We start from the raw sequence: 18998 nt of genomic DNA, 5'->3' as shown, positions 1-18998 counted from the left end.
GACTAGGCCGCCGCGATCACGGCGCGAAGCCCACTGTGCCCGGGGGCCTCATCCGGCTCCTTTGACGGAGTCTCCTCGTCCTCGTCGCCTTCCTCTTCATCCTCTTTGCCTGGCAAGTAAATAGCGCAAACAGGAGCTTGCCCCAGCAACGTTTCCAGCTGCGCCGGATCGTTGGCGAGAATGGCCGCCTGCAACTCCGGGGCAATCTCCGCACTGGTCAACGCCAGTTCCACTTCATCCTGCGATGCATGACGCAACTGCGCGTCCTGTCCCATCTGTTCCAGAAAATCGATCACGTCCGTCATTGCCTGCCCCCTGACAGTTGGTTGTTTGAAAACGCACCGCGATGGTCAAGAGATTTGACCAGATACGTTAGACCAAGGCCCCTATCCCCCTCGGATATGCCGAATTGTGGCATATCACAGGCGTCTGCCGGTGACAGCCGCATATTTCCTCAATATCGACGGCAATGATCGCCGGCTCGGCACGGCGTGCCACCACGCCATGCTCTTTCGGAAGTCCTATGCCGTTGGTTCAAGCAACGCAGCGCTCGAAAATCGAATGTCAGCGGCAAACGCCGTCACTCGCACCGGGAACTCGGCCGGTCAGGCACATTCCGGGTGATCGATCACGCTGACCCGATTGCGGCCTTCGCGCTTGGCCCGGTACAGCGCCTCGTCGGCGTGGATCAGCAGCTGGCGCAGTTCGTAACCGGAATGCGCCGTGGTGGAAACACCGAAGCTGGCGGAGATGGGAATGCCAGGAGCGCCATCGCCGGCGGAAGCGGTCGCAATCGTCAGGCGGATCTGCTCGGCCAGAACGAGAACCTGCGCCAGCGTGCACTCGGGCAGCAGGATGCCGAACTCCTCGCCACCGAGACGGCCAAAAATATCGGTCGAGCGCAGGCAGCTCTTGCAGGCCTCGACGGCACGCTGCAGCACGCGATCGCCCACTGCGTGACCATAGGTGTCGTTGACGGCCTTGAAATGATCCAGGTCGATCAGCACCAGACAGGCGTCACGTGATGATTTGCGGCAGTACTGCAACAGCAGCTCGGCCTCATTGACGAAATGCTGGCGGTTGAAGATGCCGGTGAGGCCATCGCGCCGCGCCAGTTTCATGAAGCGCAGTTGCGAGCGCTTGACCTTGTAGGTCCATAACGCGATCGACGCCAGCACTATCAGCAACAGCACGATATACAGCCGGCTGGCTTCCACGGCTTTCTTGTTGAGCTTCTGCTGCAGCGTGAGGATCTGGTTCTGCTTGTTCAGCGTATCGATCTGCAGCTTTTTCGCCAGCACCTGCTGCTTGACGATTTGATAAGCGAGTACCTTCGCGCTGAGTCGACTCACGTAGCCATCGTGGGCAGCGACGTACTTTTCAAGGTTTGCCAGGGCAGCATTGCTGTCGCCCGCCTTCTTGTCGACTTCGTAAAGTACTTGATAGGCGTTGGCCGTCGACTCCGAATACGGTCTGTTGGCATTGGTAGCCAAGGCGTTGTTGGCAAATTTCGTCGCAGAGGCGAGATCACCACCCTTCCAGTAAGCCTTGGCCAGCGTGGACTCAAACTCCGAAATTTGCGGTGGAAAGCCTGCACGCAGCACCTTGGGGTAGCTCGCTTGCAGCACATGGATTGCCGACTCAGAGCGCCCCTGTCGCATGTCGAAACCCGCCAGCAAGTACTGAAAGCTGAGAGAAAAAAGTGTATCCCCTGCCTTTCCGCATGCCACCGTGCCATCGCGGAGCTGATCGGCGGACAACCGCGTTCCGCCACTTTCAAACAGTGCATCGGATTTGTAGAACCAGCCCCTACATGCACTTGAAGCGTCAGTGCTTTCCTTGACCATTTGATCGGCATAACGAGTGGACGCATCGTATTGGCCGGCTTCGTTGTACAACTGCGCCGCAACACCGAGTCCCTGCATGCGGACATCGGTTTCCTTCATTTTTGGCAACTGGTCCAGCAACGGATTGAGCCTGGCAAAGGCTTCTTCATAGCGGGATTGGGCTACCAGCAAGTCGATCACAGTGGCACTGGCGCGAAACGCCAGAACGGGGTCCGTAGTTTGATCGGCAAGCGCAGTCAACGACGGCAACGCGGCGGCGTAGTTGCCCGCAAAGGCGATCTGCCGAGCTTCGAGGTAGCGCAGATGCAACTTCTGTTGCGGCGAGAGCTTCGTCGCGACCTCATCGAGTCGACCCATGAGCTCGTTGAACTCGGCGCGGTTGGAAGGCTCGACGCTTTCAGCTTGTCTAAGCAACTGCGCAGGATCGTTGGATGCAGGCGCAGGCGCAGCAACCGCGCCCGCTACAAAAAAAAGCAGAAGCGCGCGGCACGCGAATATCAACCTGTACCTGCCCGCCTGGTCCATGAGCTAGTCAGTGGTCGCAGGCGCAGGAACGGCAAGTTGTAAAACCTGGTCTTTAATCTCCATCCCTTCTCTTGTCCTTCTCCTTGTCCTTGTCGTCCTTCTTCTCCTCACCCTCTTTGCAGTTGCCGTCACACTCTTCCTGTTCCTCGCCTGGCTTGGCAGGGTTGATCAGGCAACAGAAGGGAACCTGCCCCAGCAACGCCTGCAACCCCTGCTCATCCCTGGCAAGGATCGCCACGCGCAACTCCGGATCAATCTGCGCCCCAGCCAATGCGACCGCCAGTGCGTCCGAGTCGGCATGACGCCACTGTGCGTCCTGGCCGACAGTTTCAAGAAAATCGATCACATCGAACATCGGTCATCCCCCTGATATCTGGATGGTTGAGAGCTGGCCATCTGGGCAATGGACGCTGCAGCGTCTTGCAGGCTCCTCGTCTTCCCCCGTTGCGTTCCTGCCGCATCGCCTTACGGCAAGCAGTGAGCCTTTTGCCACCCTGTCGCGCTGAAAATACACCATCGATCCGACATTGCACACGACAAATCGGAATTCATGGCTCCTGACCAGCCGTGGCCCGATCCAGCGCCGACAACCGCGCCCGGATCTCGTGATCGACCTGCATGGGATGCACGGGTGGCAGCACCATCGTATCGGCCATGCCTACCTCGGCCTGTGGCAACGAACCAAGCGGCAGCCGCTCGATCCGCGCGTGCTGAATCGGCAACGTCGGCGCGCGGTAGAGCGTTATCTCATGCTCCAACGGGTAGTCGCGCGCCAGCACATCGACCAGCACCTGCTTGTAAGCGGAGCCGGTGGAGAAGCGCGCCAGCGACTGATCACCGACCAGACCCACCTGCCACAGCACCAGGTAGGCGGTCGGGTCGATCCGGCGCTGGTAGAACAGCAACTGGCTGGCCTCGTAGTGCTGACAGCCATACGTGCCCGGATCGATGCCGAGATCGGCATACAGGCAATCCTCGGCGGAAATGCCTGGTTCCATGTGCGCTGGATAACCCTCGCTGCGGGCCACCTCGATCGACTTGTGCGGCGCCCAGGCGAACACACCGGGATGGCCGTAGAACACGCCGCATACTTTTTTGCCCGCACGCACCTCGGCGAGGATGGCATCGACCATCTGCCGGTAGGTCTGCATGCGCGACTTGCCCTCGTGGTAGTACGGCTGCAGGCTGCGCACGTCCGCGTGCATCTTGTGCAACCACAATTCCACGATGCCGTCTGAGAGTCCGGCAAACACCACGTCGGATTGTTCGATGTGGCTGCGCGCCAGCGGGCCGAGATGGGAGCCCAGCGTCATGCCCAGGCCTACGCAGACCAGACTTCCAGTGGAACGGGTTGCATCCATGGTGGGTTCGCTCATCGAATTCATGTAACGACAGCCTCGCCAATCAGCGGCCAGCGCCCGAGGATCTGGTATGCACCCTGCCCGACCACGTGATGGATCAGCACAAACTCCGCCACCGGCCAGGTCACGGATTCGACCGCCAGCTCCGGCAGCATCACCCCGTGGCTGTAGGCCAGCGTGACATGCGGGGTGAAGCTGCGTTCGAGGCGTGCGCCCTGTCCCGCCAGCACCAGCGCCTTTCCCAGTGTCTGCCACAGTTGCTGCAGCGGCGCGCAAGCCTCGGCGCCGTGCAGCACGCAGGGGGGTTCACGGCCGCGGAAGCTACTGGCGCTGTCCAGCGTCCAGTCAAACGCCGCGGCGCTTACCTGCTCGGCTGCGGCCACTGCGCCATCGACCAGACTCGGTCGCAGCGCGGCGTGGTCGCCCAGGAAATGCAGGGTGGCGTGATAGCGGTCCGGATGGATCCAGCGTGCGCGCAGTCCAGGGCGCGCCGCCTTGAGACCGTGGGCAACAGCCGCCAGCCGCTCGCGTGTAGCGTCGTCCGGCATCAATGCGAAGAACAACCGGTGGACTTCGGTCGAGGCGATGCCGCCGAGCAGATCGGACTGGTGGGTTTCGGGCAGGGTTTGTCGAATGGCCATGGATGCTATGTAGCGCGCTCGGAAGGCGTGGCTAGTGTTTCCTGGTCTGTTGTTGCTTCTGGCGCCCCTTCTTGAGCAGCCCATCGAGCACCAGCACACTGAGGCCGGGAAAGAAGCTGGCCAGCTTGCTGAGGAAACCGCGACTGGCCGGTAGCGTAATTTCGAGCGGCGCCCTGGTCAGTGCGCGATCGAGGATCGCCGCCACCACTTCCTGCGTGGTCAGCGAACGGCTGCCGGAGAACGTCAGCGCGGCCTGGTCGTAATCCACCTGCAGATCCAGCATCGGCGTCTGCACCGCGTCCGGACACACCACGGTCAGCTTGACTCCGCTATCGCGCAGCTCCTGCGCCACCGCCAGCGTATAGCCACGCACCGCGAATTTAGACGCGCTGTAAAGCGACAGGCCCGGGATCGCCGCGATGCCGGCGAGCGACGCGATGTTGACGATGTGGCCGTGGCCCTGCGCCTTCATCAGCCGCGCCGCCGCCCGCGTACCGTGGATGGTGCCCTTGGTGTTGATGTCGATATGGAAGTCCACATCCGCCGCGCTGGACTCATGGCAATAGCCGGGCTTGAGCACGCCGGCCACGTTGACCAGCACATCGAGCTGGCCCCAGCGCTGCTTCAGTTGATCGAGCAAGGCGTCCCATGCCGCCGCGTCACGCACGTCCAGCGATGCCATCCACAATTGTTCAGGCGTTGCAGCCGCAGCCTTCAGCGCCTCCATCGGCACCTGATTGATATCCACCGCGCAGACACGCTCGCCGCGCTGGAGCAAGGCTGTGGCCAGTTGTGCGCCGATACCGGAAGCCGCACCGGTGATCAGGAAATTCTTCATCGTTTCAGTTTCCTTGCAAGGTGGCCACGCCGCTTACGCACGCGTCGGCAGCTGCAACTTGCCGTAATGCAGATCGCCCAAGCTGACGGTGGGATGCGTGCGCGGGAACAGCCAGTGTCCCTGCGCTTCCGAACTGGGCGCCATGTTCGGGTAGCCGTCGAAACGTGGCGACGGCCCGGCGATTTCCTTCTCCTGGATCATCGAGATGTACTGGTCCACGCCGTACTCCACGGTGTTGCCGTTGAGGATGACTTCCGCGCCGGTATAGCGGGCGAACTCGGCCACGCCGGGCACGCGCGAATGCAGCGGTGCATACGCGTCCAGCGACACGCCGTTCTCGCTGGAGACATGGATGCCGCCATCGGTGGAGGCGACGATCGAATGGTTGCCCTCGGTGTGTCCCTTGGTACGCACCAGCGCCACGCCCTCGCCGAGAAAGACGTCGTGGTCGAGCAGCACCACCTTGTCCGCCGGCACGTGCTTGATGCCGTCCGGGCAATACCACTGGTTCTGCCACGGGATCAGCGATTGCGCGCTCTCCCACTCCTCGCGCATCACCAGCAGTTTCGCGTTGGGGAAGATCGCTGGCTGGTCGTCATCGCCCAGCCAGCGCGTCACCCGCTGCGTGTGCAAATGATCGTACGTGATGTAGTTGATGTCTTCGGGACGCAGGCCGATGCTGGCGAGGCAGTTCAATACGGTGTTGGTCTTCCTGAAGATCAGGCGTTCGACCATGCTCTCGAACGGGCCGCTCTTTTTGCCCAGCCGGGTGAAGAACGGTGTCTCCTTCTGGTGCTCCCAGTCCGATGGCGAGGCCAGCAGCGTCTTGATGCCTTCGGCCGACTGGAACTGGATCACGAACAAACGATTGACCAGGTGCAGATAGGGCGAGAACGAACTGAACGCATTGAGATAGGCGTACTTCGTCGGATACGGCACCCGCACCAGCTCGAACGAGCGATAGAACAGCACCTTCGACTGCGCCAGCAGTTCGCGACGGAAATCCTTGGCGGCCTCGCGCACGTTATGGATGCGCTCCATCGGCCGCGCAGCCTTGCGCGTGCCATCGAAATGCCTGCTGTCCCGAATGATGCCCATCCCGTCATTCCTGCGAATTGATGACCCGTGGATGCGTCAGCTGCGGACGCCAAACCCAAGTATGCCGGTGGAATGGGGCATGCTGTCTATAGCGCAGTCGTGCGATTTCGCGGATCAGGATATTCCATCGCTTTCGCCGAAACCGGCACAGCGAAACACCTCACGCCGGCGCGCAGTTTCCCCGGTGGCAACACCCATGGCGTACGATGGCCATGTTCACGCTCCTTCTTCAGCGCCCTGACGGCCCTCGTCACCGCACTCCCATCATCGCCTCGTGCCGGTTATCCGGCTGAAGCTCACACGGGAGCGCCCATGCCGGGCTATACCACCCGCGAACTCACAGTCTGCCTTGGCGGACACGACTATCGCATTCGCGCGCTGAGCGACCTGCAGCAGTTTGCCGATCCGCACCTGCACGCCGACCGCATCGGCATCTCGTCCGCCCAATGGAGTCTGTTCGGCCAGGTATGGCCGGCGGGCTGCGTGCTGGCCGAGGCGATGTGCACGCACGACATCGTCGGCAAACGCATTCTTGAACTCGGCTGCGGATTGGGCCTGTCCAGCCTGGTACTGCAGCAGCGCCGCGCCGACATCACCGCCAGCGACCATCATCCATTGGCCGAATCGTTCCTGCGCCACAACACCGCGCAGAACGAGCTGCTCGCCATCACCTACCGCGACCTGCGCTGGGAAGTACCCGACGCCACGCTGGGGCGTTTCGACCTGATCATCGGCAGCGACATCCTGTACGAAAGCGGGCATGCCGATCTGCTCGCGGCGATGGTGCTGCGCCACGCCCTGCCCGATGCCGAGGTGCTGATCACCGATCCCGGCCGCGGCAACAGCACTCCGTTCACCCGCGCCCTCGCCGAGCAGGGTTATACGGTCGTCGAACTGCGCAGCCGTTTCGATGCGCGCGATATCGCACCGTTCCGCGGCCGGTTGCTTAGCTATCGGCGTGGCGCGGTGATGGCTGATGGAATTCCGACGCGGCAGCATTGAATTGTCGAGCGTATTCGCTGTGCAAGCGATCCGACCTCCACTCGCGTGTTCCACTTCGATAACAACCAGCTCACATGCCGATGACGTCATCGCGACAAAGATAGGCATTGACCAAGCCTCGCCCGCGTGTCATCCCGAGGCGCGGGTTTTGCCACGCCGGAAACGGAGGGAGGCCCGATGAAAACCCGATACGTGTTCAGCACCCCTGACCTCTCGGTAGCACGCACCGCGATGCAGGCCGCTCGTGACGCTGGCATCGCCGACCGCGATGTCTCGCTGGTCGCCCGCGAGGACATCGAACTGCAACGGATCCCCGATCACCTGATGCAGGGACGCAATGATTTCTACCCCGCCGCGCTGCGCGGCGGTGCCTGTGGCGGCGGCACCGGCCTGCTGCTCGGGCTTATCGCCGTGGTCGTGCCACCGCTGGGCGTGACGCTGGCCGGCGCGGCTGCAATGACCGTGGCTGGCGCGGTATTCGGGTGCTGGATCGGCGAACTGGTCGGCTTCGAAGTGCCCGATGCGGTGAGCCGCAAGTTCAAGGCCGAGATCGCCGCCGGGCGCATTCTGGTGGTGATCGACGGCAGCAAGGAACAGCTAGCGACGGCTACTGCCACGATCGCACAGGCCGGCGCTACGCCACTGCCGTTTCACACGCATACTGTGTTGACCTGAATCGGCTCAGGCACTTACTCAAGCAGAAAGCCCTACTTTCGTCATGCCCGCAATTTCAGGCAGCAACCTCAGGCCTTCAAGCGATAGCCGGTGCGGAAGATCCACCACACGATGGCCAGGCAGAGGGCGAGAAACATCAGGGTCATCCCCATGCTGATCTCCACGCCGACGTCGGAGGCACCGTAGAAGCTCCAGCGAAAGCCGCTGATCAGGTACACCACCGGATTGAACAAGGTGACCTTCTGCCAGAACGGCGGCAGCATGTGGATCGAGTAGAAGCTGCCACCGAGGAAGGTCAGCGGCGTCACCACCAGCAACGGCACCAGCTGCAGCTTCTCGAAGTTGTCCGCCCAGATGCCGATGATGAAGCCGAACAGGCTGAAGGTCAGTGCAGTGAGCACCAGGAAGGCCAGCATCCACAGCGGATGCTCGATCTGGAACGACACGAACAACCGCGCGGTGGCCAGAATGATCAAGCCGAGGATGATCGACTTGCTCGCCGCCGCACCGACGTAGCCGGCGACGATCTCGATCGAGGACACCGGCGCCGACAGGATCTCGTAAATCGTGCCGACGAACTTCGGAAAGTAGATGCCGAACGACGCGTTGGAGATGCTCTGCGTCAGCAGGGAAAGCATGATCAATCCCGGCACGATGAAGGCGCCGTAGCTGACCCCGTTGATCGCGGTCATGCGCGAGCCGATCGCGGCGCCGAACACCACGAAGTACAGCGAGGTGGAGATCACCGGCGAGACCACACTCTGCAGCAAGGTGCGCCGGGTGCGTGACATTTCGAAGCGGTAGATCGCGCGGATGGCGTGGATATTCATGCGCGCTCCCTCACCAGGCTGACGAAGATATCCTCCAGCGAACTCTGGCTGGTCTGCAGGTCCTTGAAGTCGATCCCCGCCTCGCCCAGCCGCCGCAGCAAACCGGCGATGCCGGTGCGGTCGCCCTGCGCGTCGAAAGTATAGATCAGCGTGCTGCCATCGGCGGACAACTCCAGCTGGTAATCACCCAGCGTTTCGGGAAGTTCCTCCAGCGGGGTCTGCAGTTGCAGCGTCAGCTGCTTTTTGCCGAGCTTGTTCATCAGCTCGACCTTGTCCTCGACCAGGATCAGCTCGCCCTTGCTGATCACGCCGATGCGATCGGCCATCTCCTCGGCCTCCTCAATGTAGTGGGTGGTCAGGATGATAGTGACCCCGGTGGCGCGCAGCGAACGCACCATCTCCCACATGTCGTGCCGCAGTTCCACGTCGACGCCGGCGCTCGGTTCATCCAGGAACAGGATTTGCGGCTCGTGCGACAACGCCTTGGCGATCATCACGCGGCGCTTCATGCCGCCGGACAGCGTGATGATCTTGCTGTCCTTCTTGTTCCACAGCGATAGCTCCTTCAGCACCTTCTCGATATGCGCCGGATTGGGCGCCTTGCCGAACAACCCGCGACTGAAACTGACCGTGTTCCACACCGTCTCGAACGCATCGGTAGTCAGCTCCTGCGGCACTAGGCCTATCTTCGCGCGCGCCGCGCGATAGTCGCGCACCACGTCGTGGCCATCGGCCAGCACCGTGCCCTCACTGGGATTGACGATGCCGCAGATGATGCTGATCAGGGTGGTCTTGCCCGCTCCGTTCGGACCCAGCAACGCAAAGATCTCGCCTTGACGAATTTCCAGGTCGATCTGCTTGAGTGCATGAAAACCGGTGGCGTACGTCTTGCTGAGTTGCCTGACAGAAATGATCGGCTGCACGCAGTGTCCTTGGGGATAGCGGCAAAGGGAAAGCCGATGGTATGCCGGGCGCCTGTGCAGAGCCAGCCCGTCGACAATTTCCGGCGTGCGGCAAATCCGTCACCCAGACAAGCACACGGGCGCGCCGCCGGAGCTGCGCGCCCGCCCGATCCTTATAACGACTAACGACTAACAACCGCTCAATGCTGATGCTTGTTCGCGTCGCGTTGTTCGTCGGCAGCCTTGCCTACTTCCTTCTGGATCTTGCCGACGTTCTTTTCCAGCTTGCCGGCGACTTCCTTCGCCTTGTTGCCGGTAACCTTGCCGACCACTTCCTTGACCGTGCCCTTGACCTCGTGCTTGGTACCTTCGACGCGATTGCGATCCATTAGTTGATCTCCGGGGGATGGGGCCTGCGATATTGCAGACGACCCGAGATTAGAAGCTCCCCGGTCGACAGCCTGTGACCATGCTGTTGGCACATCGTTGCGTCGTTGTATGGGTTCAGTCATGTGATGCGGTCATCACACATGCGCTTGATTGCAATGCCCGCCTCGGAAACGGCTGCGCCTCGCGCCACGTTCACGGCAGCAGGCACACATTGTCTTCACGCCCGTAACCGTATCCAGCCGTCGGGCCAGCGTTTGGCGTTTGCTCTTACTTCGATCGGATCGATGCAAACGGCACGCGACGGCTAGTCTGGATTGCAGAACGGGGGTGGGCGAAATGGGATTCATGCTGCGACGTTCAGGTGTCACGGTTGCGCTGGCGATGGTCGTGCTGGTACTCGGCGCGTGCTCGTCGATGCGCAGCGACTTCGTCAAGCACCCGTCGAAGGCCTTGCCCCCGGCCACCGGCACGCCGAGCGGGCGCTACATCCATGCCGAGGTGGACCAGCATCTCGACCAGTCCGGCTTCCGCCTGCTCACGCTCAGCAACAACGCGCTGATGAGCCGCGTCGCATTGGCCGATCACGCCCAGCATTCGATCGATCTGCAGTACTACATCTTCAACAACGACGCGACCGGCCGCTTGATCGCGCAGCACCTGCTGGCGGCGGCGGATCGCGGCGTGCGCGTGCGCCTGCTGCTCGACGACATCAACGTGCACGATGAGATCGACATGCTGAATGCGCTCAACGCGCACCCGAACATCAAGGTCCGGCTGTTCAATCCGTTCCATACGCGCAATCCGTCGATGCTGTCCAAGACCACGCAATTCCTGCTCGATGCGCACCGGCTCAACCGCCGCATGAACAACAAGTCGTTCATCGTGGACGGCAATGTGGCGATCATCGGCGGCCGCAACATCGGCGACGCCTATTTCGATGCCGGCAACGACACCAATTTCCGCGACCTCGACCTGATCGCGATCGGACCGGTGGTGAAGGAAGCCTCGCATGCGTTCGACGAATACTGGAACTGCGATGCCGCCATCCCGGTGACCGCCTTCCACGGCAAGCGCGCCAGCCACTATGACCTGGCAAAACTGCGGGTGGACCTGACCCACGACGCGCGTGCGTTCGCGCAGTCGGACTATGCCCAGGCAACGCTGGACAAGCTTCCTGACGGCCCCTCCGGCGATCGCCCCGGCGCATGGTTCTGGGGACACGCCACGCTGGTCGCCGACCAGCCGGCAAAGATCGAGGCCGCCAGCGCCAGGGAAGAGCACTCACTGCGCATCGGCCCGCGGATCAAGTCGATGATCGACCAGGCGCAGCACGATGTACTGCTGATATCGCCCTATTTCATCCCCGGCGACAAGGGCACCCAATATCTCACCGGCCTCGTCGCGCACGGCGTGAGTGTCAAGGTGCTGACCAATTCGCTCGCCTCCAACGACGAGGCGGTCGTGCATGCGGGCTATTCGCGCTACCGGCGCGCGTTGCTCGAAGGCGGCGTCGATCTTTACGAATTGCGGCCCGCTCCCGGTGTCGAACAACCAGCAACCGCGAAGGGCACCTCCTCCGGTGTCAGCCTGCATGCCAAGGCGATCGTGGTGGATCAGCAGCAGGTGTTCATCGGCTCGATGAACATGGATCCGCGCTCGAAACTGTTGAACACCGAAATGGGCATCATCGTCGACTCGCCACCACTGGCGGTGGCCGTGACGCAGTTCTTCGACACCGCCACCCTACCCTCCAGCGCCTACCACGTGACGCTGACCGCACACGATTCGCCGCACGGCGGGCGCATGCAATGGCAGGACAGCGATGGCGGCAAGCCGGTGATCTACCACCACGATCCCGAAACCAGTGTGACGCGCCGACTGGAAGTGGATATATTCAGGCTGATGCCGATCGAGGGCATGCTGTGAGCGGCACTCGCGCTCGCCATGAGCACGAAACGCCACCCCTGCTGCACACGGCAGATTACGGGCTGGATGCATGAACAGGATATTGGCTGCACTGATGCTTTTCGCGCTGGTGGCAGCGCCGGCATTCGGCCAGCAGAACATCGAACAGCAGAAGATCGCCTATCTCATCGATTCGGTGGCCACCCTGCAGGATGCGACCTTCATCCGCAACGGCACCGAATACGATGCCGCGCATGCCGCCGACCACATGCGCCTGAAACTGCGCTTTGCCGGCAGCCGCGTGAAGACCGCTGGAGACTTCATCGCGTACTGTGCAACTGGCTCGTCCGTGTCCGGGATCAAGTACACGATTCACTTCCACGATGGCCACAGCGTCGATTCGGCCACGTTCCTGCGCGGCAAACTGGCCGAATACATGGCGAAAGCCGCACATCGGTCAGGTTGAGTCCGCCAGCGCCTGTGGTGCATCAGGACTTCACGCAGGAGGCCAAAGCCGGGTGATCGTTTCGAACCAACCACTCCCCGGCACGGTCTGTGCTTGGTTGAGCCTACCTTTGTCCGGCCACACGATGCACCGATGGAAAAGAACGCCTACGCGCCCCTGACGAATGTCATGGACCTCCTGCTCGACGCGATCTGCATGGTCGACGTTGAGGGGCGCTTTGTGTTCGTCAGTGCCGCATGCGAGCGCATCTTCGGCTACACACCGGAGGAAATGGTCGGCCGGCAAATGCTCGACCTGGTATTCCCCGCGGACCGGGCCAGAACCATCGAGGCGGCCTCCAGGGTCATGGGCGGGCACCTCCAGCTCCATTTCGAGAACCGCTATGTACGCAAGGATGGAAAGGTCGTCCACATCATGTGGTCGGCCCGCTGGTCGGAAGCCGACCAGCTGAGGATCGCAGTGGCGCGTGACGTGACCGAACTCAAGCGTGCCGAGTCCATGCAGGCCGCCTTGCATGGCATTTCCGAGGCTACCCACTCGGCCGAAGACCTGCTTGCGCTGTTCCGGCATATCCACCAGATCATCGGCGACCTGCTGCCGGCCACCAATTTCTTCGTCGCCCTCTACGACGACAAGGAAGATCAGCTGAGCTTCCCCTATTTCGTCGACGAACACGACGAAGCACCCATGCCGCGCAAGCTCGATTCCGGCACCCTCAGCGCGGAAGTCATCCGTAGCGGCCACGCATTGTTGTTGACACCGGATACCCGGATGACCCTGTCCGACCAGGCCGGCACCGTCGTCGGCAAGGATTCGCTGGACTGGCTTGGCGTTCCGCTCACCTCGCAAAAGGGTGTCATCGGCGCATTGGTGGTGCAGAGCTACTCCGGCGCGGTCCGCTATACCGAACAGGACAAGGTGTTGCTGCAGTTCGTCTCGGCCCAGATCGCCGCCGTCATCGAGCGCAAGCAGAACGAAACCTGGCTGCGCCACATCGCACGCCATGACGTGCTTACCGATCTGCCCAACCGAGGATTGTTCGATGACCGCCTGCGAACGGCGCTGGCCAAGAGTCGGCTGGACGGTGAGCGGCTGTCCCTCATCTACATCGACCTGGACCGGTTCAAGCAGGTGAATGACGGCTACGGCCATGCCACCGGCGACCTGCTGCTGCGGGAAGTCGGCCATCGCATCAGGCACTGTGTGCGCGACTCGGATACGGTCGGGCGACTCGGCGGCGATGAGTTCGTCGTGCTACTCAGCAGCATCAAGTTGCCGGAACACGCATCGATCGTCGCCGAGAAGATCCGCGCCTCGCTCAACCAGCCGTTCGAGCTGGCCGGACAGCGCCTGCAGATATCCGCGAGCCTTGGCGTCGCCGTCTTTCCCGAGCATGGCAACGAGAACAAGCAGCTGATCCGACATGCCGATGGCGCCATGTACCGCGCCAAGAAAATTGGCGGCAACCGGTTCCTGGTCGCTGACCCGCAAAACTCCGACGACGACAGCCGCTCAGGCGATGCGATCGGGGCATAAGGCGTAGCCCGGTTCGGCCTGGACCGGTCACAGAACTGACCCGCCCGCACATACCCTGGTGAGGGAGTCCTGCTCCCCAAGTCCGCTTGCGCTTCCTGAACCGTATGCACCCCGTTAGGGCCGTAGATACCGAAAGCTGCTTCATGTCGCAGGCCATCGTTCTCCGGCAGCCCACGTATTGCTTTAGATATTCTTACGATATATCTTTACATCACTCTCACGATATATCGGAATACCTCATGCGCATGCGCCAGATGCTTTTCAACGCTTTTCATCAGCACCATCACCATCACGGCCACGCCTTCGGACACGGCGAAGGCCCGGATGCCCACGAGCATCACGAACGCCATGCCGGCCCCTTCGGTGGTCGCCACGGCGGCGGCGATTTCTTCGCCGACTGGAACGAAATGCGCGGCGGTGGTGGCCGGCGCGGCGGTGGCCGCATGTTCGGCCACGGCGACCTCAAGCTGCTGCTGCTGGCTCTCATCGAACAGCAGCCGCGCCACGGCTACGAACTGATCCGCATCATCGAGGACATGTTCCACGGCCAGTACTCGCCCAGCCCCGGCGCGATCTACCCCACCCTCACCATGCTGGAAGAACTCGGCTACGCCGAAGTGACCAATGAACAAGGCGGCCGCAAGCTATACGCAATCACGGCTGCTGGCCGCACTTACCTGGACGAGAACCGCGAAGCGGTGGATGCGGTCACCGCGCGCACCGAGCACAGCGCCAGGATGGCGGCAAAGATGGCCGCGCCGATGAGCGTGCGCAAGGCGATGCATGCGCTCAAGCATGCCTTGCTGATGCGTGGCAGCGACTGGAACAAGGACGAGGCAAAGCGCATAGCCGACATCCTGGATCGCGCCGCCAGCGCCATCGCCAGCGGTGAACGCCGTGATTGAAACAGGCGGCGATCCCACCGTCACCTGATGCAGTCGATAGCCGAACGCTTCGGTTATCGACTCGCCTGACATCGCTGCATACCCACAGCAACAACGGCCACCGCCACCGCTCGCCCATTCGCCATGCGCGGATCGTGCTCAGCCTGTAGCCGGCACCTGTCCCAGATCCCAGGAGATCATGCCGATGACATCCCACATCCATCAAAGAATTCGCCACACCGTAGTCTTTCGCACGCTCGACGTGCTGCGCGTCGAGCGTCTGACTCCGCACATGCAGCGCATCGTTTTCGGCGGCGCGGAGTTGCGCGGTTTTATCAGCTCCGCGCCGGACGACCACGTGAAACTGTTCTTTCCCAACAGCGTCGGTGAAATCGTGCCGCCGGTGCTGGGGCCGAACGGCCCAACCTTTCCGCCAGATCGCGAATATTCGCCTATGCGCGATTACACCCCGCGCCGTCATGACGATGGACTCCACGAATTGACCGTCGATTTCGTACTGCACGGTGACGGCCCCGCCGCCACCTGGGCAGCGCAGGCCACGCCAGGTCAGCGGATTGGTGCCGGTGGTCCGCGCGGATCTTCCCTGGTCGCCGACGACTTCGACACCTATGTGCTGGTCGGCGATGAAACCGCCCTGCCCGCGATCGGCCGCTGGCTGGAAGAAATGCCTGAAGGCACCCATGTCGAGGTGCTGTTGGAAATTCCCGATGCAGAGGATCGCCAGGCGCTCCGCTCACGCGCCCATGTCAACATCCACTGGCTTGAACGCAACGGCACGGCAGCCGACCAGAGCGACTTGCTGGAGCAGGCCCTGCGTGCACTACACACGCCCATCGGCGACACCTTCTACTGGATTGCCAGCGAATCGCGCCGGACCCGCAACATGCGCCAGTGGCTCAGTGAAGAACGCGGCGTGCCCAAGGACTGGATGAAGGCCAAGGGCTACTGGAAAGCCAACGCGGACGACAGCGACGAAGACTAGCGAGTCGCCCTCAGCTCGTCATGCATAGCCACGCACTTGCGCTCGCTTGGCCGTGCCATCCTGTCCCATGCTTCTGCATGCTATCGGCACGGTGGCCGCGCGAGCATTCGCAACCATCTCGACAGATCATTGAGGCCGCCATCACGGCATCCGGCGTCAAAACAGGGTGAGTGCGATCGGGACGAGAATACCAGCGAGCAACAGGCCACCGACCAACTGTGGTTTGCGACTGAAGCGCCAGGCCATGTAGATCCCGGTCAAGGTGGAGATCAGCAGGCCCAGCGATACCAGCGCGAAGAATATCTTCATGGGCAGCAGGTTTTTCTTGGGCCTTGCGCCGGTATTGTCAGCCGGCTGACTCGATCCTCCCGGTGCACGCGTGTCCGATACCGCGATCGCCGGGGACGGTGCAACGGCATTCGCCTCGCCCGGACTCGCCATCGGCGCGCCCGCTTCCGCCGATCGCGGTCGTCGCACCGGCATCACCGTGGTCTGCTTCTTGTGCAGTTGCGCCATGCTCGCCAGCCACGCCGGCGGCGTATAACTGCTGCCGCGGGTGGTCTCGTGCAGGCTGAAGGTCTGCAGACCGCCGGTAATCGCGAAGAACAGCAGCATCGGCGCGGTAAATATGCCGAGGTAGAGATGAAGCTGACGGACGAATTTGAGGACCCGGTGGCCAATCGACATGAGAATCTTTCGCATTTGGAAAAATACGGACTGTAGCGGTTGTTCGTGCGGTAGCCAACTACGGCGATCCACGGCACCCGCTTTTTCAACGCGCTGCCATGTCGTTGCACCGCGCTGCGTGACTCTGATGCGACGGGACTTTCATGGAACAAGTTACTTGAGGTACACCTTGTCGACTCCCGTATGAACGGCTTTCGGCCAACCCGTGCATGCCGTCCTCCGAATCGGCGCTGCCCCGTTATCGTGTCCCAGTACCGTCAACTTCCAAGGGGTATTCCCATGAAACTGCACCTGCGTAGTCTTCCGACCCTGCGATCAGCCCTGCTGCGCCGATTGGCTCTGTGGATGCTGGCGGCCAGCTTCATGGCGGTCTCGTTCTCGTCTTTCGCAGGCGTGTTCGTCTCGGTCAGCATCGCCCCACCGCCACTGCCGATCTACGCCCAGCCGATCATGCCCGGCGCCGGTTATATCTGGACGCCTGGCTACTGGGCCTACGGCGATGGTGGCTACTTCTGGGTACCGGGCACCTGGGTGCTGGCTCCCTATGTCGGTGCGCTGTGGACGCCTGGGTATTGGGGCTGGAGCAACGGTTTCTACGTCTTCAATCGGGGCTATTGGGGACGGCACGTGGGCTTCTATGGCGGCATCAACTATGGCTACGGCTATGACGGCGTGGGTTATCGCGGCGGCTACTGGAATCATGGCCGCTTCAACTACAACCGCAACGTCGGCTACAACACCAACATCAGCCGCGTCAGCTACAACGGTGGCAGGGGTGGCTTGATGTCACGGCCTACGGCGCAGGATCAGCTCGCCACACGCGATCGGCACATGCAGCCACTGGCAGCGCAGCAGCAACAGGCGCGCATGGCCAGCCAGAATCGCTCCATGCGCGCTTCGGTCAACCATGGTATGCCGGCGATTGCCGCCACGCCGCGCGCAGGCGCCTTCAACACCCAACGTTCCGCCAGCTACGCACCGCGAAACAACAGCACTCAACGGGGAATGTCGTACAACCGTGCCAACTCGTATGCGCGCCCCACGCGCAGCGCAGCCGGCTATCAAGGGAACCCGCGGCCAACATCGGCGTCGTACCGCCCTGCCGCGCGTTCGTATCAACAGCCACGTCCGCAGGGACATGCTCAGCCCGCCCGTGGTGGCGGCAACCGTGGCGCGCGCAACGAGAAGCATTGATCCGCTCAAGTACGGATCAGGCTGACTGCATCAACGAAACGGGCCAGATTGCTCCGGCCCGTTTCGTTGATACCCCACGGAGGCGGGATGCTTCACTTTGGGTATCTGACGTCCCCGGGCTTCATGCCTGCCGGGCAGCTACCGACATACTTCATGTCCTTGATCATCACGTCTCCCGTCATGCCGGCAAGGCCAGGGGTGTACGTGGTGTGCGATTCGGAATGGGCTGCCGTGTCGCCCTGAAAGGTGACCACCGACTTGCTGTCAATAACCGTTTTGCCGACGGCGCAACGCATCTCCGCGGTTAACGTGTCGCCCTCGATATTTTCGCTGATCGGGGTGCAACCCTTCATGTTTTTGGCGAGAGACTCCGCGTGTTCATCAATCGCATGATTGCGACAGATCTCCGAAATGCTATCGGTTTTTTTGTTTCCAGGACTCGATATTTCCTGAGTATGGCTTTGCCAGAGGCCCTCACGCAGTGGTGGTGTGCTTGCTGCATGGGCGGTACCGATCGGCAGCGCGAATACCGCTATCGCGTAAACGAGCATCTTCATCATCGTTGCTCCTACATGATTTCATCGGCCGCCGTGCGCCAAGCTTCTCTATGGAGATAGAGGGAAAAGCTCTTGGCAATAACCCGAAGCCAGACGATTCTCCGCCCATCCTGGGGGCTGTCGGCAACTGGCCGAACGATTTAGGCCGATAAGCAGCAGGCAGTGCCGACGAGACTCGATGAAACCCGCACCCGGCAGACTCCAGGCAACCTGTTTCTCATCAAGCCTTCTTCAGGAAACAGACCTTCAGCACCAGACCCTTGATCTTGTCCGAGTTGCCTTCGATGTGCTCGCTGTCGCCTTCGACCAGGCGGATGTTCCGGATCACGCTGCCCTGCTTCAGGGGAATCGACGAGCCCTTCACCTTCAGATCCTTGATCACCGTCACCGTGTCGCCACTGCGGAGAGGGTTGCCGTTAACGTCTTTCACCAGCAGGCCTTCCTCACCTGCAGCCGCCGCGATCGGCCACTCGTGGCCGCAGTCGGCACACACGTAGCTGTCGCCGTCGGGATAGGTGTTTTCCATCGCGCACAGCGGGCAGGCGGGGATATCGGACATGGCTCGATCTATCAGGGCACTCCGGGGCTGCGAGTATATAGATCATCGCCTGCACTGGGCTGCCATCCGAAACGTGACCGGCCGATGGCCGCAGCCAT

At 61.8% G+C, this 18998-nt stretch carries 23 protein-coding genes; 9 read left to right on the top strand and 14 right to left on the bottom strand.

The features are described from left to right. Positions 1-2 precede the first annotated feature (2 nt). Together B0E48_RS05720 and B0E48_RS18005 are read right to left on the bottom strand one after the other, a co-directional pair. Positions 3-305 carry a hypothetical protein gene (locus B0E48_RS05720; RefSeq protein ID WP_077516694.1) on the bottom strand — a complete coding sequence of 101 codons (303 nt, stop codon included), beginning with the start codon at positions 303-305 and terminating at the stop codon, positions 3-5. Positions 306-605: 300 nt separating this feature from the next. Beyond that, positions 606-1661 (bottom strand): GGDEF domain-containing protein, encoded by a 1056-nt coding sequence (locus B0E48_RS18005; protein WP_254423860.1) that lies wholly within the window; start codon positions 1659-1661, stop codon positions 606-608. Positions 1662-1877: 216 nt separating this feature from the next. On the opposite strand from B0E48_RS18005, the gene B0E48_RS18000 reads away from it, so the two are divergent. Further along, positions 1878-2414, top strand: a complete 537-nt coding sequence (locus B0E48_RS18000) for a hypothetical protein (protein WP_254423859.1) — start codon at positions 1878-1880, stop codon at positions 2412-2414. 10 nt (positions 2415-2424) lie between these two features. Here B0E48_RS18000 and B0E48_RS05710 read toward each other — a convergent pair whose 3' ends face one another. The 5 genes from B0E48_RS05710 to B0E48_RS05690 form a co-directional block, all read right to left on the bottom strand. Further along, entirely contained in the window at positions 2425-2727 is a 303-nt protein-coding gene (locus tag B0E48_RS05710) for a hypothetical protein (RefSeq protein ID WP_077516690.1), read from the bottom strand. A gap of 193 nt (positions 2728-2920) precedes the next feature. Beyond that, on the bottom strand, positions 2921-3748 hold the full coding sequence (locus B0E48_RS05705) for an SAM-dependent methyltransferase (protein ID WP_254423858.1): 828 nt from the start codon (positions 3746-3748) through the stop codon (positions 2921-2923). Between the two features lie 5 nt (positions 3749-3753). Further along, the gene (gene thpR, locus B0E48_RS05700) at positions 3754-4374 is read right to left on the bottom strand and encodes an RNA 2',3'-cyclic phosphodiesterase (protein ID WP_077516688.1); all 621 of its coding nucleotides are present in this window, start codon (positions 4372-4374) and stop codon (positions 3754-3756) included. Positions 4375-4405: 31 nt separating this feature from the next. After that, on the bottom strand, positions 4406-5212 hold the full coding sequence (locus B0E48_RS05695) for an SDR family oxidoreductase (protein ID WP_077516686.1): 807 nt from the start codon (positions 5210-5212) through the stop codon (positions 4406-4408). Positions 5213-5245: 33 nt separating this feature from the next. Then, positions 5246-6310: a hypothetical protein gene (locus B0E48_RS05690; protein ID WP_077516684.1), complete on the bottom strand. Its 1065-nt coding sequence runs from the start codon at positions 6308-6310 to the stop codon at positions 5246-5248. Between the two features lie 312 nt (positions 6311-6622). Here B0E48_RS05690 and B0E48_RS05685 point away from each other — a divergent pair, with 312 nt between their 5' ends. Further along, positions 6623-7312, top strand: a complete 690-nt coding sequence (locus B0E48_RS05685) for a methyltransferase domain-containing protein (protein ID WP_077516682.1) — start codon at positions 6623-6625, stop codon at positions 7310-7312. Between the two features lie 177 nt (positions 7313-7489). Next, positions 7490-7987, top strand: a complete 498-nt coding sequence (locus B0E48_RS05680) for a hypothetical protein (RefSeq protein WP_077516680.1) — start codon at positions 7490-7492, stop codon at positions 7985-7987. A 68-nt stretch (positions 7988-8055) separates the two neighbouring features. Here B0E48_RS05680 and B0E48_RS05675 read toward each other — a convergent pair whose 3' ends face one another. The 3 genes from B0E48_RS05675 to B0E48_RS05665 form a co-directional block, all read right to left on the bottom strand. Then, positions 8056-8817 (bottom strand): ABC transporter permease, encoded by a 762-nt coding sequence (locus tag B0E48_RS05675; protein WP_077516678.1) that lies wholly within the window; start codon positions 8815-8817, stop codon positions 8056-8058. Beyond that, on the bottom strand, positions 8814-9740 hold the full coding sequence (locus B0E48_RS05670; protein ID WP_077516676.1) for an ABC transporter ATP-binding protein: 927 nt from the start codon (positions 9738-9740) through the stop codon (positions 8814-8816). Before B0E48_RS05670 ends, B0E48_RS05675 begins: the two co-directional genes overlap by 4 nt. Before the next feature lie 179 nt (positions 9741-9919). After that, a complete protein-coding gene (locus tag B0E48_RS05665; protein WP_077516674.1) occupies positions 9920-10108 on the bottom strand; it encodes a CsbD family protein in 189 nt (62 codons plus the stop codon). Positions 10109-10454: 346 nt separating this feature from the next. On the opposite strand from B0E48_RS05665, the gene B0E48_RS05660 reads away from it, so the two are divergent. The 3 genes from B0E48_RS05660 (at position 10455) to B0E48_RS05650 (ending at position 14016) form a co-directional block, all read left to right on the top strand. Further along, positions 10455-12035, top strand: coding sequence for a phospholipase D family protein (locus B0E48_RS05660; protein ID WP_139350158.1), 1581 nt, complete (start codon positions 10455-10457; stop codon positions 12033-12035). A gap of 70 nt (positions 12036-12105) precedes the next feature. Then, entirely contained in the window at positions 12106-12480 is a 375-nt protein-coding gene (locus B0E48_RS05655; RefSeq protein WP_077516672.1) for a DUF5329 family protein, read from the top strand. A 132-nt stretch (positions 12481-12612) separates the two neighbouring features. Beyond that, on the top strand, positions 12613-14016 hold the full coding sequence (locus B0E48_RS05650; RefSeq protein ID WP_077516670.1) for a diguanylate cyclase: 1404 nt from the start codon (positions 12613-12615) through the stop codon (positions 14014-14016). A 206-nt stretch (positions 14017-14222) separates the two neighbouring features. Here B0E48_RS05650 and B0E48_RS17995 read toward each other — a convergent pair whose 3' ends face one another. Next, the gene (locus tag B0E48_RS17995; RefSeq protein WP_254423857.1) at positions 14223-14471 is read right to left on the bottom strand and encodes a hypothetical protein; all 249 of its coding nucleotides are present in this window, start codon (positions 14469-14471) and stop codon (positions 14223-14225) included. On the opposite strand from B0E48_RS17995, the gene B0E48_RS05645 reads away from it, so the two are divergent. Continuing rightward, the gene (locus B0E48_RS05645; protein WP_254423856.1) at positions 14460-14921 is read left to right on the top strand and encodes a PadR family transcriptional regulator; all 462 of its coding nucleotides are present in this window, start codon (positions 14460-14462) and stop codon (positions 14919-14921) included. The genes B0E48_RS17995 and B0E48_RS05645 overlap by 12 nt on opposite strands. A gap of 184 nt (positions 14922-15105) precedes the next feature. Next, positions 15106-15903, top strand: coding sequence for a siderophore-interacting protein (locus B0E48_RS05640; RefSeq protein ID WP_077516666.1), 798 nt, complete (start codon positions 15106-15108; stop codon positions 15901-15903). 156 nt (positions 15904-16059) lie between these two features. Here the strand turns inward: B0E48_RS05640 and B0E48_RS05635 are convergent, their stop codons facing one another. Further along, entirely contained in the window at positions 16060-16590 is a 531-nt protein-coding gene (locus B0E48_RS05635) for a hypothetical protein (RefSeq protein ID WP_077516664.1), read from the bottom strand. Between the two features lie 279 nt (positions 16591-16869). Between B0E48_RS05635 and B0E48_RS05630 the strand changes: the two genes are divergently transcribed. After that, entirely contained in the window at positions 16870-17784 is a 915-nt protein-coding gene (locus tag B0E48_RS05630; protein WP_139350157.1) for a YXWGXW repeat-containing protein, read from the top strand. Positions 17785-17876: 92 nt separating this feature from the next. Here B0E48_RS05630 and B0E48_RS05625 read toward each other — a convergent pair whose 3' ends face one another. Both B0E48_RS05625 and B0E48_RS05620 read right to left on the bottom strand, forming a co-directional pair. Next, a complete protein-coding gene (locus tag B0E48_RS05625) occupies positions 17877-18344 on the bottom strand; it encodes a DUF3617 family protein (protein ID WP_077516662.1) in 468 nt (155 codons plus the stop codon). A 217-nt stretch (positions 18345-18561) separates the two neighbouring features. After that, positions 18562-18900, bottom strand: coding sequence for a zinc ribbon domain-containing protein YjdM (locus tag B0E48_RS05620; RefSeq protein ID WP_077516660.1), 339 nt, complete (start codon positions 18898-18900; stop codon positions 18562-18564). Between the last annotated feature and the right edge of the window lie 98 nt (positions 18901-18998).

This window comes from Rhodanobacter sp. C03 (genome assembly GCF_002001175.1).
GTDB lineage: Bacteria > Pseudomonadota > Gammaproteobacteria > Xanthomonadales > Rhodanobacteraceae > Rhodanobacter.
Note: the sequence above shows the minus strand (reverse complement) of the source record. Positions and strands in the feature narration are given on the sequence as shown.

Coding starts and splice junctions, on each gene's coding strand:
- B0E48_RS05660 (WP_139350158.1), top strand. CDS start 10,455: ATGCTGCGACGTTCAGGTGTCACGGTTGCGCTGGCGATGGTCGTGCTG.
- B0E48_RS05620 (WP_077516660.1), bottom strand. CDS start 18,900: ATGTCCGATATCCCCGCCTGCCCGCTGTGCGCGATGGAAAACACCTAT.
- B0E48_RS05665 (WP_077516674.1), bottom strand. CDS start 10,108: ATGGATCGCAATCGCGTCGAAGGTACCAAGCACGAGGTCAAGGGCACG.
- B0E48_RS05720 (WP_077516694.1), bottom strand. CDS start 305: ATGACGGACGTGATCGATTTTCTGGAACAGATGGGACAGGACGCGCAG.
- B0E48_RS05635 (WP_077516664.1), bottom strand. CDS start 16,590: ATGTCGATTGGCCACCGGGTCCTCAAATTCGTCCGTCAGCTTCATCTC.
- B0E48_RS05685 (WP_077516682.1), top strand. CDS start 6,623: ATGCCGGGCTATACCACCCGCGAACTCACAGTCTGCCTTGGCGGACAC.
- B0E48_RS05710 (WP_077516690.1), bottom strand. CDS start 2,727: ATGTTCGATGTGATCGATTTTCTTGAAACTGTCGGCCAGGACGCACAG.
- B0E48_RS05655 (WP_077516672.1), top strand. CDS start 12,106: ATGAACAGGATATTGGCTGCACTGATGCTTTTCGCGCTGGTGGCAGCG.
- B0E48_RS05625 (WP_077516662.1), bottom strand. CDS start 18,344: ATGATGAAGATGCTCGTTTACGCGATAGCGGTATTCGCGCTGCCGATC.
- B0E48_RS18005 (WP_254423860.1), bottom strand. CDS start 1,661: ATGCGACAGGGGCGCTCTGAGTCGGCAATCCATGTGCTGCAAGCGAGC.
- B0E48_RS05690 (WP_077516684.1), bottom strand. CDS start 6,310: ATGGGCATCATTCGGGACAGCAGGCATTTCGATGGCACGCGCAAGGCT.
- B0E48_RS05705 (WP_254423858.1), bottom strand. CDS start 3,748: ATGAGCGAACCCACCATGGATGCAACCCGTTCCACTGGAAGTCTGGTC.
- thpR (WP_077516688.1), bottom strand. CDS start 4,374: ATGGCCATTCGACAAACCCTGCCCGAAACCCACCAGTCCGATCTGCTC.
- B0E48_RS05645 (WP_254423856.1), top strand. CDS start 14,460: ATGTTCGGCCACGGCGACCTCAAGCTGCTGCTGCTGGCTCTCATCGAA.
- B0E48_RS05675 (WP_077516678.1), bottom strand. CDS start 8,817: ATGAATATCCACGCCATCCGCGCGATCTACCGCTTCGAAATGTCACGC.
- B0E48_RS05650 (WP_077516670.1), top strand. CDS start 12,613: ATGGAAAAGAACGCCTACGCGCCCCTGACGAATGTCATGGACCTCCTG.
- B0E48_RS05630 (WP_139350157.1), top strand. CDS start 16,870: ATGAAACTGCACCTGCGTAGTCTTCCGACCCTGCGATCAGCCCTGCTG.
- B0E48_RS05640 (WP_077516666.1), top strand. CDS start 15,106: ATGACATCCCACATCCATCAAAGAATTCGCCACACCGTAGTCTTTCGC.
- B0E48_RS05695 (WP_077516686.1), bottom strand. CDS start 5,212: ATGAAGAATTTCCTGATCACCGGTGCGGCTTCCGGTATCGGCGCACAA.
- B0E48_RS05680 (WP_077516680.1), top strand. CDS start 7,490: ATGAAAACCCGATACGTGTTCAGCACCCCTGACCTCTCGGTAGCACGC.